Raw genomic sequence first — 16568 nt, 5'->3', positions numbered from 1 at the left:
CACCATACATTGTGGTCGGCTATTATCACAGCTTTAGTTGGTTATGTAACTGTAATTAACCGCGTGAACAAAATTAAAGGAATGAGACCTAACTAGAAATGTGCTCCTTTACGTCCGTTTTTTACCAGAAGGTAAATGTTAGGAGGCCATTGGGGTGAAACGTCCTGCACGGTTGCAACGCATTTTCTAGTTAGACCTTGCACATCACACTGGAGCAGTTAGTTGAATTGGCTCGGTTAAAAAAACATACCGCTCGTTACTATAATCCTGGTGAATGGGAACACATTGACATGACAGTGAAATTGGTAATTGTTTGGAATACAAGAGATTGTCACACCTCAAAATCAGAATCTGGATTGGTGTTTAAAAAAAATGAAAATAAATCTTTACAACGTTCAACACTAAGGTATTATTCATCTCGCTCTGTTGTTCAGAATTATTAGTGAAACTCAAGTCAAAGTAAAACCTCAGAATTCCTTCGTTATTGTTGTTATCCTTAGTGTTTCCCTTAGCTTCATCGTCACATTCAATATTTCAGACCTTCAGCGCATCGCATTATCGCGGTTACATTATGAATTTATATATAAGGGACACATCATGTCTAACAAAACAACTGGTATCGTAAAGTGGTTTAACGAAGAAAAAGGTTTTGGTTTCATTACTCAAGACAACGGCGGCGCTGACGTTTTCGTTCACTTCCGTGCAATTGCTTCTGAAGGTTTCAAAACTCTGTCTGAAGGTCAAAAAGTATCTTTCGACGTAGAACAAGGTCAAAAAGGCCCTCAAGCAGCTAACGTAGTAGCGCTGTAATTTGACAAGTTGGCGTAAGTGGTACTATTACCATTTACGCCAATTAAAACTACCATTCTAAAATTATTCATTCCTCTCTTAAACAGATAACCATTTCAAAAATCTACTCTTTTCATATTGTCATGATCAATGATTTGCAAAAAAATTTGATCTCAGCAATATCGCTTGTTCATTAGCTACTCTCCATAGTGTGCAAAAATGCCTATTTGAACTGAGCTTACGAAGATGAATAACCATTTGCTATGAGATAAATCGTTACTAACGGTTTTGAAGCTACCTTACCCCATTGAACGAACTAAATGCTGAAAGCCATTCTCTGTTAAGCTAGTTTCCATTATTGAAATGACTTTTCGGCTAGTCTCAGAACGCATGACATCAGATTGATATTTTCCATTAAGTATAAGTGAAGAAATATGCTCAATCTCGTATTCAAATCCCCCACCTCTCACGAGTGTAGTAATTTGTTGCTTCTTTCCCTGATATAAAATGTCAATGGTTCTTGGGTTCCACCACTTTTCATGGATGGTTATTTCAAGTTCAGGACCTCTAATTATGGCTTCACGCTTTAGGTTACGAGTAATAGAGGCGCAAATTTTTCCTTTGATCTCTCCCTCAAAAAGTAACTCTACATTTTCGTCTACTTCAGATTTAACATTGTCTTTACTATGTTTCACTGAGGGTTCTAATACTGAAGTTTTCATGAGTTGGCATAAATCAGTGTACAGCCATAAAGCATACACACCCACATCTAATGTAGCCCCACCACATAAATCAGGGTTGAATATTTGCTGACTGGTATCGAACTCATGCCAGTTGCCAAACGCAGCCTCAACAGAGTCAATTTTCATATTGTTATCTTTAATAAGCTGTCGCAATTCACGATAAGCAGGAAAGGCAACTGACTTCATTGCTTCGACTAAAAGTAAGCCCTTCTCTTTAGCGAGCGAAGACATTTCATCCCAGTCTTCTGTATTAGTAAAAGCTGGCTTTTCAACCAAAACGTGTTTACCGTGAGTTAAAAACAGCTCAGCCATGCTTTTATGAAAAGGATGAATTGTAGCAATGTAGACAACATCAACATTTGGGTCTTCTGCTAATGCCTGATATGAACCATAACTATTTTGACAGTTGTATTCACTGGAGAACGCCTCGGACCGCTGCAGGTCTCTTGCCGCGACAGCATATAGTTCTCCATTTTCAACATGCTGGGTAAGATCTTTTGCAAATCGATGTGCGATTTTACCTAACCCGGCAATACCCCAACGAACTTTCTTATTAGTCATACTCATACTTAATAAATCTAATTTTGGAAGTCGGATATTTAAAGCCATAAGCATTCAGTTGCTAACGCTTATTCTTCGCTCGAACCAACATAAGTAAACATCACAAGCAACATTTACACAACTATTATTTTCTTTATAAAAGAAGAGCTTAGAATAGATCACCTCCTATCTATAGCTCCGGATTCGTATACTGTTTTTGAAACTGGAGCGGAGTTAACTGAGTTTGTTTTTTAAAGTACTTCACAAAGTTACTGGCATCCTCAAAACCGAAGTCGTAAGCCATTTGCTGAGAAGTAGTATTTGTTACAACTAAACGACGCTTCATTTCGATAATAGTAAATGCATCAACCATCTGTTTTGCGGTTAAGCCTGTTGCTAGCTTACACACTTGGTTGAGCGTCTTATAGGTTGTATTAATTTGACTTGCATACCAACTGGCATCTCGATTGTGCTGGAAGTGTGCCTGCATCAGTTCAAAGAAACGAGCGAGCTTCACGCTTTGCGCCTGTGTCAATTGGTCGTAACGAAGCTCAGGGCGCAGTCGGTGCAATATCAGGGTCAGCGCAGAGAACAGATACATCACAATCAGAGGATCGGATTGATCCAATCCAATCTCAGTGATCATTTCATTAATCAGTGCAGGTACTCGCTGAGAATTTAGCCCATCTAAATGCGATAAAGGGTTATGCTGGTGATTCAGGTGTGTCGGAGTAAAGTTCGGCAAGCGCATATTAGCATGCACCTGATCAAGAAATGCCTGAGTAAAGAGCATAACTTTACCTTGCGGCTTCGAGGAAAAATCAAAGGCATGAACCTGTTCTCGCTGGACAAAAATGAGCGAACCGGGTGAGAAAGCATAGTTGATAAAGTCGACCATGTGCACACCTTCGCCCTGCTCAATGTAAACCAACATGAAGAAGTTTACCCGATGCGGAGTTTGAGGATCATGAGACAAATTTTGTCTCTGGTACAGTGATGAAAGATCGAAAATTTCTAACTCAGCCTGATTGGTTTTCTCATGGTTAAAACCAATATGTGGAATGTCCATTCACCGCTCCATCCAAGACACGAAAACGCAGTGTAAAGGATGGAACTGATGAGCATCAAGTTATTAAGGTGTCCCTAGCCCATTGAACCGACAATGATGTATCCTGTGAATGACAGTACCGCAAAACTCAGTGTCAGCGGAAGTTGCGTTCTAAAGTGCCGCTCTGGCTCACAATCAGCCGCCGATGCAGCCACAATAACCGAATCTGAAATCGGCGAGCTTTGATCACCGAAAACGGCTCCCGATACTAATGCACCAATCACTAGCGCCACCTCAAGTCCAAGGCTCATTGCCATCGGAATAACAATTGGCGTCAAAATACTCACTGTCGCAGCTGAGCTTCCGGTAGAAAATGAAATCACAATTCCAGCCAGGAATATGACGGCAGGCATAAACCAAAATGGAAAATTAGTCGCCAGCATACCAGCGAGGTAATGCCCTGTACCTAACAGCCCTATGATATAGCTTAGGGTAAAAGCCAGAACCAGAATGACAACAGCTGGCAATATTTGCTTAAACCCCTCCATTACCCATGCCATATACTTACCGAACACAACACCCGCTAAGCGATATATAAAGCCTGAACCAATCAATGTAATGAAACCACTCCAATAAATAGCATCACTAATAGTTCCTTTGAGCGGATTCCCGTTTCCGGTCGTTGTCATTATCAAGAATATAGAACCCAGCAGAATTGCAATCGGCATCATTAACATCATCACCGTAACAACACTAATAGTTGCTTTTTCAGCGTCGGTGCTTTCCCGTTCTTTCTGAGTTCTTTCCCTATTAATGTTTGACGAAAAGTCATGCCTGAATATCGCTAATACCGGAACAGACAACAAAACCAGGATGGTATAAAACTGATAATGAATAGCGTCAAACAAGTAGACCATTGACTGCCCCGAAAGGACACCTTGTTCAACCTGCGCATTAAGCAGACTGGCTAAAAACACTCCAGCCCCGCTAACAGGCAGCAACCAGGCTAAAGGAGCACCGGTACTGTTAGCCACATAAGCGAGTTTTTCCTTCGACAAATGGTGTTGGGCAAACAAGGGCCGACCAACTAAACCGACCATCATCATCGAACCAATCCCTTCCAGACACATCAGAAAGCCCATCAGAAAAGTCAGGATCTGAGCTCCCTGCTGTGTTTTAACCCACTTTTTCTGCTCAGTCAGCATCAGGATGGCCTGACTAACCGCCCCCGACTGGCGAAGGACGTTAATAATGGCACCGATCACCAAAATAAAAATCAGACTTTTTACTGTACTCTCTGAGCTAAAAGTCTGGGCCACCGCATCAAAGCTCATGGTGATGCCTGCCAGTAAATCCCTTTGTAATAAAATCGCTCCAATTAACACACCAGAATAGATGGATAACAGAGCCTGTCGTGTCGTAATAGCAAGAGTAATAGCAATAATTGGGGGTAATAAGCAAACCCAAGTGTTCATGACTGGTACTTCAATATATGGACGGTATTAGTTTGACCATGAAGCTGAATCCCCCATGGTCAAAGGAGTATAAAAATAGATAAGCGGAATAATGACTCTGATTATTTCTCAAAAACAAAGTCAGGATCGGCCAAAGCCTGCTCCGGCGTCATACTCACCTGATATTCCGGATACAATTCTGCTGTACCAAGGGTTTCATCGGTGAAAGAGGCCAGCTTACCGATCACATAAATGACGTAATTAATACCCCAACGTTCACGATCGGTTTCCGCGCCCTTCTTCGCAGTCACTTCATCACCAGCAGTATTACGGGCCTCAGTAATAAACTCAGATGAGAAGTGTTCATACTCAAAATCATAATCAGGGAAATTAGCTTCAATCTGCTCCAGCATTTCATTTTGGCTAAGCACATTAAAATCCAACTGAACACAGCGGTTTACTGTCCGATCGTCAGTCAATGCCATAGCCGCAACTGCGCCGATATCATTGATGTGGTGGGTGTAAATTGGAATATCGAGATCACCAAACGTTGTGATCTTCCTGAAAAAGCGCAGGTTAGGCAGGAAGTAATCAAAAATCCCGCCAGTGTAAAAGAATGTCCAGCTTAGGCCAGACTCAAAGATCTTCTGATGCAGGGCTTTCTTATGGTCAAAGATAACCCCATCGCCCAGTTCTAAACCACGGGTATGAGCACCAAATTCAGTCGGAACAAAACGCTTCACACCAGCTTTTACCGCAGCATCTAACCATAACGGCTCTGCTTGGGTAACAATATATTTTGAACCGGGAACGGCGCAGATCAGAGTCTCGACACCTGCCAATGTTGTCGCCATCAGGTCGACATCCATCATGTCCTTCACTTCTACCATTCTGGCACCCAAAGCCTGAAATTCACTTATCTTTTCACTGTTTAGACTTCGGGTAAGAACAAGCACATCATGGCCTAATAACAATAAATTCTTTGTTAAAGGCGTACCAACCTGCCCGGTTGCACCAATTACTGCGACAGTTTGTTTTCTGAAGGTATACATAGCTCGGCTCTCTCTGAATCCGTTTCTGATAACGCAATCAGTGTAGCTCTGAGCTCCCTGTCACCACACGGTGCAGGTACGCCGAAAAATGGTAAATATCGAACCTAAAACTGAACCTGTCTCAATTAATCCAGCCAATAGTCCTATTGCGCATATTAAATGAGGATTCACTGTTTCCACTGATGAACACTTTTAGGCTGTTCAACAGGTTCAATCTTCTTTATTTTTTAGAGCTATCAGAACAAATAAAACGAGGGAATAATGAAACTGGATGCAATTCTTTGGGATTATGATGGAACTATAGTTAACTCGGTGCCTAAAAATATTGATATCACCAAGAATATTTTATCGATTGTTGCCCCGCATTTAACCGGTGATAACCTTCCTCATTATTTACGCAGTGAAACGGCTTACCATCAAGCAAATCACGCAGCCAAAAACTGGCAGGAACTCTATATTAAATACTACGGTATGACCGAGCAGGAAATGCTGACTGCCGGTTCATTATGGGCAGAGCATCAGTTAGCGAATAACACACCAGTAAGGTTGTTCAATGGTATCGACGATGCTGTTCGCGGCCTTGCTGACGTTCCCCATGGGATTTGCTCTCAGAACTCGTCAAAAAACATCTATAACGTATTAGCCGACTCTCAGGTTGAACACTTTTTTAAAGCCGTTGTGGGATACGATGATGTCCCAAGCCATAGCCAAAAGCCATCACCGGAAGGTGGCCTTATTTGCCTGGAACAAATATTCGATACCCCAGCAAATAAAACATTAATGTATATCGGTGATCATGAAGCGGATGTTCAGTTCGCTCGCAACCTTCATGCAGCTCTAGGCCAGAATGCCAATGTTATTTCAGTCGCAGCAGCCTATAGCGGAGCCAATCCTGACAGCTGGTCGGTAAAACCGGATTATGTTATTCACTCACCTCAAGAGCTGACAAACCTCTGTCATTCGCTCTGATAGAAAACATAGAACACACCATTAAAAATAAGGGCCGTACTTCCAATTCCGGCCCTTATTAGATGTTGAACTACCAAACTCATTCAAAATGAATGACTGGCTCCTCAATGGATAATGTTAAAACTCTCAATATTTACGTATTAACCTTCACACTGAGCCAACTCCTGTCCCTTAGCAAGGTCAAAACATTCATCTGCATGTTGCTTGAGTAAAATCACAATTTTGCTATCAAGCTTGTCTTTGATAACTAAGTCATCCAGCTTATCGATAGCCAGATTTAATGACATCCCTTCCTGATACATCCTGTCCTGTACCAATTCCTGAAAAACATCTGCGACCGCAATAATCCGGGCTTCAATTCTTGAATCTTTCTCATAAGGGTAAAACGGGTGTCCAACTCCATCCAGTCCGACATGGTGAAATGCAGCCCAGCTAGCGATGTCTTCAAGCCCATTTACATGCCTTAAAATTTCATAGGTTTCGTAGCTGCATTGTTTCATGAAAGCGCATTCGCTGTCGGTTAAGGTTCCCGGCTGCTCAACAATGGTATCAGGTATATAACGCTTTCCGAGATCATGTAGCAGACAGGCAATTTCAATCTTTTCACACCGTTCTTTAACCAACCCAAGGGAGACCGCCAAGTATTTCGCCAAATTTGCTACCCTCACGGAATGGAGATCAGTAAACGGACTTCTCTGAGCAACAATATCAGCCATAAGTAATGCGAACTGTTTAAGCTGAGGGATATTTAAAGTTCGACTATTATCAAATTGCCCCATATCCCTTGTATAACAAGTGACATGGCGCTCCTCCAATGCTGTCCAGAAGACCTCTGATTTGGCGACTTGTTTAAACGCCCACACAAATGACGGTTCAAAATAAGTTCCGGAATATTTGGCAATAGAACTGACGACTTTTTCACTCACCGGGGATGAATCTGTTTCACTGTGTGTAGCCGCTAGAACGTCAATCCGATCGGAAATAAATATCAGGTTTGCCATTAAAGCAACTTGAGCACTGACATCTGTTCTCTCAAGCTCTTCCCATGGCGTATGGTGGTAAAGCACAGGCGTGGCAAATTTAGCTAATGGTTTGAAACCATTTAATAAACGGTGACCATTTTCGCAGTGTATTTGAGCATCATTTCCGTTGAAATTATTAATAAGGTAGGAATGCATTTGTGCAGTCGATACACCACAGTCGTGCAATAAACCAAGTTCAAATGCAAATGCTATAGCCTCATCACTATATTCCAGCTGTTTTCCTAACTGACTGGCAATATAGCCTACCCGTTTACCATGGTTCCTGTCATCCATACCGACCAATGAAACCGCCGCCTCCATAGCAATTATCAATTGGCGAAGATCGACCTGTAGCCCCGAGATTCCGTTCATCTTATCTCCTTGATTTATTAATCTGCTTCCACCCCAATAAAAACTGTCCTTACGTATTTCGACCCAAATAATGAATGCATCTACTATCCAGACTAGCAACAGAAAGTTTTATTGAAATAATTCAACTTATATAAATCTGAAGTGCTTCAAATATCAGAAGTAATAACCGCTTAACACTGCGATTTTCAGATATATACAGAAAGAAATTTAGGTTACTTAGATATATAGGGAAGATTGCAGGCAGCAAATGATCACCACTACTTTTTCTTAGAGCTGACTACCTGCAATCTTAATAGGTCATGCTGAACTTCAATGAGAAATGGTTACCATCCGGCGATCTGGTGCTTTCAACACTGTAAAAGCATTTCAGCTCAGCCATAATAGCTGAACCACCCCACCGGCTTCGGTAGCTAAGTACAGGACCAAGCCCAACTCCGTGGCTTTTAAAGTCGCCTGAACTGGCACCGGAACCACTGTCTCCGCTAAGCTGGCGAAACAAGTAAGCACTCACACCGATTCCGGTAAAACCACCAAGTAAGATAGCGTATTGGACATAAGTCGACGCCAGATGAAACTGAGCACCAGTGTGATAATCCGTATCCGTATTCCTGGTATTAACTGCCATACCGCTAAACAACGAAAACTCCCGACCAACCGCAGGCTCAATATGAACCAGGCCAACAATGGGCTCGAACGTCCAATAATTAGTGCCGGTATTAGCCAGGCTTTCGGCATCATAACGTCCGGTCGGAGCATAAATATTAAAGCGAACATCCCCCCACCACGTTCTGTTGACAGCGTATGACAACATTAAAGGTGACAAAAGAATATCCCCGGCTCCGCTATCTTTATCACTCTTTCGAACGCCTGAATTTCCACTCCCTATCGTTGCTGTTACCTGTTGCGAAATATAAGGGATCTTCATCCCTGCTGAATACATCCAATCTTCAACAATCTCCCGCCCCGGATTCCAATTCACTGCAACAGCCAGCATTTCAGATTCAATATCAACATCCGTTGCTAGAAACCTGCCAACAGGCACAGGGGTTCCATTATGACTCACTCTGCCCTCATGACGTCTTGTAGAAACATTTATAACCAAAGACTCTGAAGGCGAAGCACGATCAATCACCGAAGCAATACTTCCCGGCCAATAATGACTCTGTCCTGCTTCAGCCGCCACGCAAGAAACACTTCCAACCCCAAGGAGTGATACAAAGAGCGGCATGATAACGGCACTTCTCAGCAGCACATTCAACATACCTTCTTCGCTATTAATACTGTTTCATTCAGCACAGCCAGCGCTACTCCGTTGGGATTATTCATCACATAGTCATAGCGTAGCCAAAACCATTCATTCAGATACCACAAGCAGAAGAAAACAAAGTAAAAATATTACTGATGAGAACATTCAGTAATAATGAGATCCAATTTATGTTCGGAAGCTTTAACCACTATTGGCTCACATAACAAAGCCTGATACGGAAAATCAGCCACCGTCTACTAACATAAACAGACAAACGTTTGGACAGATGAAGGCCCTTGCCATGAAAAAAATGATCAACCGGGTTGATGATGTCGTTTCAGATCAACTTAAAGGTTTTGCCAAAGCAAATCCGGATCTTATCGTCAGCTTGGATCCTTTCTATATCTCCAGACAAAAACCAGCCAATCCCAAGGTTGCACTCATCTCCGGCGGCGGAAGCGGTCACGAGCCAATGCACGGCGGCTTTGTCGGCCTCGGAATGCTAGACGGTGCCTGCCCGGGTGAAGTTTTTACCTCTCCGACACCGGATCAAATGTATGAATGTGCCAAACAGGTCGAGAGCGGTGAAGGCATACTGTTTCTGGTCAAAAACTACACCGGGGATGTCATGAACTTTGAAACCGCCGTCGAACTGCTTCACGGAGACGGTTTTAAAGTCCAGGCTGCACTAATTGATGATGACGTCGCGGTAAAAGATAGCCTCTATACCGCCGGGCGCCGTGGCGTTGCAGGGACCGTTCTGGCTGAAAAAATACTCGGGACTGCAACAGAGCAAGGTTACAGCCTTGATGAATGCAGCAAGCTTGCCAAAAGAATCACCAATCACACGCGTTCTATCGGAATATCCCTTGCGGCATGCACGGTTCCGGCAGCAGGCATCCCCGGCTTCACGCTGGCTGATAACGAAGTTGAATTTGGTATCGGAATCCATGGTGAACCCGGCATCAAACGAATGCCCTTCACAGACAGTGACAGCATGGTAACTCAAATGATGAAACGCCTGCTTGATAACACGCCCTATGAAAGAGATGTCCGCCGTTGGGATAATGACAAGGGCGAATGGCTTGAAGAAAACTGGACAACCTCACCGCTGATTCAAGGCGATAATGTAATCGTTCTGGTCAATAGCCTTGGTGGCACCCCCCTTTCTGAACTGTATTGTGTTTACCGTAAAGTCGCCGAAATTGTGGAAAAGAATGGACTAAGCATAGAACGCAACCTGATTGGCGCTTACTGTACATCGCTGGATATGCAAGGGGTATCAATAACAATACTTAACGCTGATGATGAAATGTTGTCTCTCTGGGATAAACCGGTTCATACTCCGGCACTGAGGTGGGGCTGCTAATCAGAATATTTTGCTTTTCTACGGCGACATCGTTGTCGTCGTTATTATTTCTGTTACCTAACTTGGATTCATTCACCAAATAACGATGAGAAATAAATTCATTTCATATTGAAAGTAAAAACAATACTCATTGAAAACAACAGAGTTATGTTCTGTACCTTTATATAAATCTTTCGTTAGTATGAATCTTCCGCTAATTCTTGATAATGAACTTGACCCAGTCCCTCATAAGACAATACTTCAATTATTAATAATAAAAAGGCTAGGCTGTCGTGATTAGTACAAGTAAGGGTGTTTCGTCGTTATTTATTTTTTTGATGCCTTTACTTTCTGAGGCTTCAACACAGTTTCCAGTAACCGTACAACACGCCTCTTATACAATCACAGCCGAACCAGCTGACAAACCAATAGTTCTCAATAAGATTCACCAATGGTTTATTTCCATCAATGATACAAATGGTATTCCCGTCCAAGGATTACGTTTCGACGTTAAAGGTGGGATGCCTGAGCATCGTCATGGGCTGCCAACCAAGCCTAAACTAATCAGTGAAGGTCAGCCGGGGCAATATATCATTGATGGCGTTAAATTTAATATGACCGGGAAATGGCTACTTGAGCTAATCGATTCGGATATTCCGATAACGTATCGAATAGAGTTTGAGTTAGACCATGCCAACAGCCAATAAAATTATCTTATGTCTTAGCTTATTTATCGGCGTAACTTTTGTTTATGTCGTTTTATACAATCAAAAAACAAGCACCGTTAGCTTAACGGAAACAGAGCTGGCGATAATTAACAACTTACGCCTACCACCTCGAAACATAGTTCAGGATGATTCAAACAAACTGTTACACAACCCCAAAGCTGAAATACTGGGAAAGTTTCTTTTTTTTGATACCGGATTAAGCCGCTCTAAACAGATTGCCTGTGTGAGCTGTCATCAACCTGAGCATTACTTCTCTCTGCCTTCAGACAGTGAGATCACACTGGATAAACAAGTTCCGACGTTACTCGGCGTCGCCAGTTTCAGCTGGTTTATGATGGATGGTCGAGCAGATAGTCTATGGGCACAGGCGCTACTTCCACTTGAAAACCATATCGAGCATGGCGGTACACGCACCCAATATGTCCAGCATGTACTGAGCCGTTACCCTGAACTCTATCAGGAGGTCTTCGGAGGCTTTCCCTATGAGCTGATAAGCGTAGATTTGCCCGCACAAGCCTCACCTTTAAGTCAGTACCAGCAAGAGCAACAAACATGGCAACAGATACCGCCTCATATACAGCAAGCCATTAATCGTGTTTTCAGCAATATCGGAAAACTGCTGGCCGCTTATCAAGCAACATTGTGGCCCGCTGAATCCCGATTTGATCACTTCGTAGATCAAATAAACACAGCAACCAACAGAACTATCGGCGAAGCCATAAGTCTCCTGACATCTGATGAAGTAGCCGGTCTGAAACTGTTTATCAGTGATCAGGGTAAGTGCCTACGCTGCCATAACGGTCCGCTTTTAACTAATGGCGACTTTCAGGCCACAACGGTTCCCACCCCTCACCCTTCAGCAGAAAAAGGCCGGCTGAAAGGCATCGAACTCGCTGTTGCTGATCCGTTCAATTGTCTAGGCATATTCAGTGATAGTAATCCATCGGAGTGTAAAGAACTCATTTACAGCAAGAGACACGGAGATGAACTTGATAGCGCCACCAAAGTACCGAGCCTGAGAAATATCGGTAAAACTGCTCCATACATGCACTCAGGGCAGTTAACCACCCTCAATGAAGTGCTTCATTACTATAACCGGGCAGCAACCCCTTTCGGCGCACACTCAGACTTAGAGCCTTTAAAACTATTGCCTTATCAACTCAACCAGCTCGAAGCATTCCTGTTAACACTGACTGAATATGACAGTCCGATACAACAACAGCAAGAAACGTCGGCAGCCACCAAATAAGCAATCAGGAGCTCTCTTATGATCAGAAACCAAACAACTAACATTTGGCGCTGGCTTCCCATCACACTGATCCCAATAGCGCTTTGCCTGAGCAGCAATTGTTTTGCTCATGTGCGCTGGTTCATCGCCGATGGCACCAACCCTGAAACCACATTGCCTTATGACACCGTCAGCCTTGCTATCGTTTTTGCAACTATAAGCCTGCTTCTGTTTGCGACAACTGTCAGTTATCTGCCATTACTGCCAAATCGCCTGAAAACAGGATTAACACGTCCTGTTATCTCTGATTACCCCTGGATGTGGTATCTGTTGATCCTTGTCATTAACTGCTATCTCGCTGTCAACCTGTTAATGGGTGAGTTTCTCGCGCCAAACCTGTACTTATCACCTCAGGTCGCTATCTATGGCGTATTAATTCAGGCGGCTGCAATAGTATTGATGGCGGTTTCCGTCAGCCTGACCGGCTTTGCGATTGTGCTCACCTCTTTAGGACTCTTTGTTTTCTTCCCGTTTTTCATTGCCCTCGACTATGTATTTGAATTCTTATTTGTCGGCCTGGCTATGATTTTTATTGGCCCAAGCCTGAACAATAACGACAACAAATTCTGTATATCACTCGGACAGCATAAAAAACAGTGGCGCAGCATTGCAGTAAACCTGATCCGTATCGGACTCGGCCTTCAACTACTTGAGCTTGGCATCCACAACAAACTCATGCTGCCGGGTATGGCTCTGGCCTTTATCGATCAAAATGCCTACTACAACTTCTTCCCGCTTCTGAATTTACCTCAGGTCAGCAACCTTCACTTTGTACTTTTCGTTGGCCTTAGCGAAGCCATCCTTGGTTTACTGCTGATCACTAACCTCGCAAACAGACTCATCTATGGATTGCTACTTATGATCTTTATGCTGACATTCCTGCTATCAGGTACGGAGGAGCTGGTTGGTCATATGCCGATTTTCACTGTGTTACTCATTCTGTTTCTTGAGGCAGGCGGACCACTGAATGTAAAACAGCCAATGTTCGGTAAAATTGAGAAAGGAAAAGCTTGAGTTTTTAGCCTCAAAAGCAACAAAGCCCCGCCAAAAATGGCAGGGCTTTTAAATTCGGTTATGAGGCGGAACATGAATAATTTCCATGCACGAATGTCAGTGTTCGATTGACTCTTGCTTCATAAGAACAGTGAATGATACTACCAAGGATTGAGCTTGAAAATAGCGAATTGAATCAACTGATTACCTTTCACTCAATAATTTCAACAAAGCTTGCAAGGCACTGAAAATAAAGAATTTTTAAGTTCAGTTATTTTCTAAATCTGAGAGAAAAAGCGACTCATTCACGGTAGGTCAAAAACGGAACATTTGTAAGCGGGAAATTTGATCTGAACCCCTTCATTTCTTCTGGGGGGGAACTGTCAAAGATACCTTTGAACGGCTCCGGTGCAAAGCATGTTTTCATGGAATTTGCACAATTATGCGATATATCACAATCTGGATTTTATCATCTTAACTCCAGCAAAATCGTCTGATAAAGATAAGTTGATTTCGACGCAAGGTTTCTATAGGAGGTAATTGTGTCTATCAATTCTATCGACCACACTGAGATTGCTGACGTTGCTTCTAAGTGGGATTACAAAGACGAAACTGCTTCAAACCTTTCGCCATCAAAGCGTCAACAGGCAGAAGCAAGACGTCGTATTGAAATGCTTCGCGACATTCGTGAAAGCGGCCTAACCATCGCAGAAGCGAAAGAACTGGGACTAATTCACTAATCAACCAAAGACCAATATAAACAAACAATAAAAAGCGTCACCGTTCGGTAACCTGCCGTTACGCTGACTCGTATTAACCAATAACTGTCTGAAATTACAGAATTAACTATATTAATAGAAATAACCTATTAAACTCATCGGTTATTCCGACTTTGATAATACTGGGGTAGTCGTTACATTATTGCCAAACGAATATGAAAGGAACGCAATAATGACCACAATGACTACCCGATGTCCTCATTGCAAAGCAATGAACCGCCTTCCTATTGATCGCGTAAAAGATGTTGCTTCCTGCGGCGCATGTAAAGAAAAACTTCTTGATGGTAAACCTGTAGAAGGTACAGCCGACAACTTCCTTTCTTTAATTCAAGGTGAACAACCTGTCGTTGTCGATTTCTGGGCTCCGTGGTGTAACCCATGTGTTGGCTTTGCGCCTGTTTTCGAAGATGTTGCCACCGAGCGCGATGGCACAGCACGATTTGTGAAGATTGATACCGAAGCCCAGCAAGCACTGGCCGCTCAATACCGCATCCGCAGTATCCCAACCATTATGGTGTTCAAAAACGGCCAGATGATAGGTACCCTGAACGGTGCGCTACCGAAGTCGCAGTTTGATCAGTGGCTAAATCAAGCACTGACGAAAGCATAACGCTATATCACTATTGCGCGATGGTGACAGCCATAGTACCTGTCACCATCGAGATTTTATCTGCATCCTCTCCTCTTCACTCTTCACTCTTCACTCTTCACTCTTCACAAGACAACTTCAAAAAATGTCCTGACTACCAGTAAATCGACATTGCAGCCACATACACTGAAAGCGTTAGTGTCACCATCGCAGGAATACCGTCTTTCCAGGTATCAAAACGCAGATGGAAAAATATCGCACCAGCCGATGTCCCACACAATGCCAACGCCCCCAGCAACCCAAGCCAGCTTCCCTGAAACCAGATCGTAATTGCACCAAACATCTCAACCGCACCAACCAAAGCCATTATCTGACGGTTAAGTCCGTAGGAATAAAAAAATTCCAGTTGTTTCTCAAAGATCACCTTCTGCCAGCCAAACAGTTTTATGGAGCTAGCAAATAAGAAAAATGCGGACAAAAATCCGATCACGACAGTTAGCATTTTTAAATCTCTCTATAACACGATTGAATCTTGAAATAAGCCTAATCGGCCACCATCATGAGCGATAGTGATTAAGGTTAATATCAGTTATGAATGAGAATAATATTGCTAAAATTGATCTCAACTTGTTGAAATCATTAAGAGCTTTGCTTGAAGAGAATCATGTCGGTCGAGCAGCTGAAAAAATGAATGTCTCCCAATCAGCCATGAGCCATACCCTTACCAGGTTGAGAAAAGTCTTCGACGACCCGCTGTTTGTTCGCACAGCTAAAGGACTGGAGCCAACCGACAGGGCTCTGGAACTGGATGGAAAGCTACGCTTTATTCTGGATGAAATTGATATTTTGCTAACTCCACCAGACTTTGATATATCCCGAGTGCAATACCGCTTCAGAATACAGACCCATGATTTTCTGGTCGCCGCTTATTTATCTGATGCATTCAGGACCATCAATAAACTAGCACCTGATATCGTTTTTGATATTCAGACCTTTGACAACAACGGCTACCAAAAGCTTGATAACGGTGAACTCGATATGATCATCGGAACAGGTTTACAGGCAAAACCCAAATTACGCCAAAAACGCCTGGCTGAAGAAAAGCTTGTCTGTCTGCTGGATAAGCACCACCCTGCACTCAACAACTGGAATTCAGCTTCCGTTTTCCAATCTCCCCATATCAAATCCAGCCTTATTCCGGAGAGAGATGATCCTGTCAGTCAGTATGCCAACACTGAAGTTGGATCTACTAAAGATTCCGAGAACAGAAAAGTATCCCGCCGCAATATCGGCTTGTACACAGAAACACTTAGCCAACAACTTCCCCTCATATCCGGCACGGAGTTCATTGGCTTTTTGCCGGAATCACTTGCTGGTCAAGGAGAACAATTTTACGGACTGGCGATAAAGCCTAGCCCGTTTCCCCTACCAGATATCATGATCCGGAGCATCTGGCACGAGCGTCATCAAAACCATCCTGTTCATAAATGGATCCGCGATAAAATCAGTGAGGTTTTTGAACAAAAAAGGGATTAATACGCCTCTCAACTCTGCGAAAGCAGAAGCGCAACGCTTATACCAGAATCTATGGCGGGTACGGCGTTTGTC

Annotated in this window: 16 protein-coding genes; 9 read left to right on the top strand and 7 right to left on the bottom strand. The window is 43.1% G+C overall.

Going from position 1 to position 16568, the window contains the following annotated elements; genetic code table 11:
• Positions 1-597: 597 nt before the first annotated feature.
• Positions 598-810, top strand: coding sequence for a transcription antiterminator/RNA stability regulator CspE (gene cspE, locus C942_RS07005; protein WP_007464031.1), 213 nt, complete (start codon positions 598-600; stop codon positions 808-810).
• 278 nt (positions 811-1088) lie between these two features.
• Here the strand turns inward: cspE and C942_RS07000 are convergent, their stop codons facing one another.
• From C942_RS07000 to C942_RS06985, 4 genes are all read right to left on the bottom strand, one after another.
• Positions 1089-2141, bottom strand: coding sequence for a Gfo/Idh/MocA family protein (locus tag C942_RS07000; protein WP_007464028.1), 1053 nt, complete (start codon positions 2139-2141; stop codon positions 1089-1091).
• A gap of 121 nt (positions 2142-2262) precedes the next feature.
• Entirely contained in the window at positions 2263-3141 is an 879-nt protein-coding gene (locus C942_RS06995; RefSeq protein WP_007464026.1) for a helix-turn-helix domain-containing protein, read from the bottom strand.
• Positions 3142-3215: 74 nt separating this feature from the next.
• Positions 3216-4595 carry a Na+/H+ antiporter NhaC family protein gene (locus C942_RS06990; protein WP_007464024.1) on the bottom strand — a complete coding sequence of 460 codons (1380 nt, stop codon included), beginning with the start codon at positions 4593-4595 and terminating at the stop codon, positions 3216-3218.
• Positions 4596-4696: 101 nt separating this feature from the next.
• Entirely contained in the window at positions 4697-5626 is a 930-nt protein-coding gene (locus C942_RS06985) for an aromatic alcohol reductase (protein WP_007464022.1), read from the bottom strand.
• 261 nt (positions 5627-5887) lie between these two features.
• On the opposite strand from C942_RS06985, the gene C942_RS06980 reads away from it, so the two are divergent.
• Positions 5888-6595 carry an HAD family hydrolase gene (locus tag C942_RS06980; RefSeq protein WP_007464020.1) on the top strand — a complete coding sequence of 236 codons (708 nt, stop codon included), beginning with the start codon at positions 5888-5890 and terminating at the stop codon, positions 6593-6595.
• A 140-nt stretch (positions 6596-6735) separates the two neighbouring features.
• On the opposite strand, the gene C942_RS06975 is transcribed toward C942_RS06980, so the two are convergent.
• Positions 6736-7989 carry an HD-GYP domain-containing protein gene (locus C942_RS06975; RefSeq protein WP_007464018.1) on the bottom strand — a complete coding sequence of 418 codons (1254 nt, stop codon included), beginning with the start codon at positions 7987-7989 and terminating at the stop codon, positions 6736-6738.
• A 289-nt stretch (positions 7990-8278) separates the two neighbouring features.
• Positions 8279-9052 (bottom strand): SphA family protein, encoded by a 774-nt coding sequence (locus C942_RS06970; protein ID WP_157372574.1) that lies wholly within the window; start codon positions 9050-9052, stop codon positions 8279-8281.
• Positions 9053-9536: 484 nt separating this feature from the next.
• Here C942_RS06970 and dhaK point away from each other — a divergent pair, with 484 nt between their 5' ends.
• From dhaK to trxC, 6 genes are all read left to right on the top strand, one after another.
• Positions 9537-10604, top strand: coding sequence for a dihydroxyacetone kinase subunit DhaK (gene dhaK / locus C942_RS06965; protein WP_036799164.1), 1068 nt, complete (start codon positions 9537-9539; stop codon positions 10602-10604).
• A gap of 272 nt (positions 10605-10876) precedes the next feature.
• Positions 10877-11290 (top strand): FixH family protein, encoded by a 414-nt coding sequence (locus C942_RS06960; RefSeq protein ID WP_232428143.1) that lies wholly within the window; start codon positions 10877-10879, stop codon positions 11288-11290.
• Complete coding sequence (locus tag C942_RS06955) at positions 11274-12560, top strand: cytochrome-c peroxidase (RefSeq protein ID WP_007464009.1); 1287 nt, start codon at positions 11274-11276, stop codon at positions 12558-12560. Before C942_RS06960 ends, C942_RS06955 begins: the two co-directional genes overlap by 17 nt.
• Positions 12561-12578: 18 nt before the next feature.
• Complete coding sequence (locus C942_RS06950) at positions 12579-13613, top strand: hypothetical protein (protein ID WP_007464007.1); 1035 nt, start codon at positions 12579-12581, stop codon at positions 13611-13613.
• A gap of 521 nt (positions 13614-14134) precedes the next feature.
• Complete coding sequence (locus C942_RS06945) at positions 14135-14332, top strand: hypothetical protein (protein WP_007464005.1); 198 nt, start codon at positions 14135-14137, stop codon at positions 14330-14332.
• Positions 14333-14543: 211 nt separating this feature from the next.
• Positions 14544-14981 (top strand): thioredoxin TrxC, encoded by a 438-nt coding sequence (gene trxC / locus C942_RS06940; protein WP_007464003.1) that lies wholly within the window; start codon positions 14544-14546, stop codon positions 14979-14981.
• 133 nt (positions 14982-15114) lie between these two features.
• Here trxC and C942_RS06935 read toward each other — a convergent pair whose 3' ends face one another.
• Positions 15115-15462, bottom strand: coding sequence for a DoxX family protein (locus C942_RS06935; protein ID WP_007464001.1), 348 nt, complete (start codon positions 15460-15462; stop codon positions 15115-15117).
• A gap of 89 nt (positions 15463-15551) precedes the next feature.
• Between C942_RS06935 and C942_RS06930 the strand changes: the two genes are divergently transcribed.
• On the top strand, positions 15552-16496 hold the full coding sequence (locus tag C942_RS06930; protein WP_007463999.1) for a LysR family transcriptional regulator: 945 nt from the start codon (positions 15552-15554) through the stop codon (positions 16494-16496).
• The last annotated feature ends 72 nt before the right edge of the window (positions 16497-16568 follow it).

This window comes from Photobacterium marinum, from assembly GCF_000331515.1.
GTDB lineage: Bacteria > Pseudomonadota > Gammaproteobacteria > Enterobacterales > Vibrionaceae > Photobacterium > Photobacterium marinum.
Note: the sequence above shows the minus strand (reverse complement) of the source record. Positions and strands in the feature narration are given on the sequence as shown.

What these genes read in the sequence shown, in the direction of transcription:
- cspE (WP_007464031.1), top strand. Translation starts at nt 598, where the DNA reads ATGTCTAACAAAACAACTGGTATCGTAAAGTGGTTTAACGAAGAAAAA.
- C942_RS07000 (WP_007464028.1), bottom strand. Translation starts at nt 2,141, where the DNA reads ATGGCTTTAAATATCCGACTTCCAAAATTAGATTTATTAAGTATGAGT.
- C942_RS06995 (WP_007464026.1), bottom strand. Translation starts at nt 3,141, where the DNA reads ATGGACATTCCACATATTGGTTTTAACCATGAGAAAACCAATCAGGCT.
- C942_RS06990 (WP_007464024.1), bottom strand. Translation starts at nt 4,595, where the DNA reads ATGAACACTTGGGTTTGCTTATTACCCCCAATTATTGCTATTACTCTT.
- C942_RS06985 (WP_007464022.1), bottom strand. Translation starts at nt 5,626, where the DNA reads ATGTATACCTTCAGAAAACAAACTGTCGCAGTAATTGGTGCAACCGGG.
- C942_RS06980 (WP_007464020.1), top strand. Translation starts at nt 5,888, where the DNA reads ATGAAACTGGATGCAATTCTTTGGGATTATGATGGAACTATAGTTAAC.
- C942_RS06975 (WP_007464018.1), bottom strand. Translation starts at nt 7,989, where the DNA reads ATGAACGGAATCTCGGGGCTACAGGTCGATCTTCGCCAATTGATAATT.
- dhaK (WP_036799164.1), top strand. Translation starts at nt 9,537, where the DNA reads ATGAAAAAAATGATCAACCGGGTTGATGATGTCGTTTCAGATCAACTT.
- C942_RS06955 (WP_007464009.1), top strand. Translation starts at nt 11,274, where the DNA reads ATGCCAACAGCCAATAAAATTATCTTATGTCTTAGCTTATTTATCGGC.
- C942_RS06950 (WP_007464007.1), top strand. Translation starts at nt 12,579, where the DNA reads ATGATCAGAAACCAAACAACTAACATTTGGCGCTGGCTTCCCATCACA.
- trxC (WP_007464003.1), top strand. Translation starts at nt 14,544, where the DNA reads ATGACCACAATGACTACCCGATGTCCTCATTGCAAAGCAATGAACCGC.
- C942_RS06935 (WP_007464001.1), bottom strand. Translation starts at nt 15,462, where the DNA reads ATGCTAACTGTCGTGATCGGATTTTTGTCCGCATTTTTCTTATTTGCT.
- C942_RS06930 (WP_007463999.1), top strand. Translation starts at nt 15,552, where the DNA reads ATGAATGAGAATAATATTGCTAAAATTGATCTCAACTTGTTGAAATCA.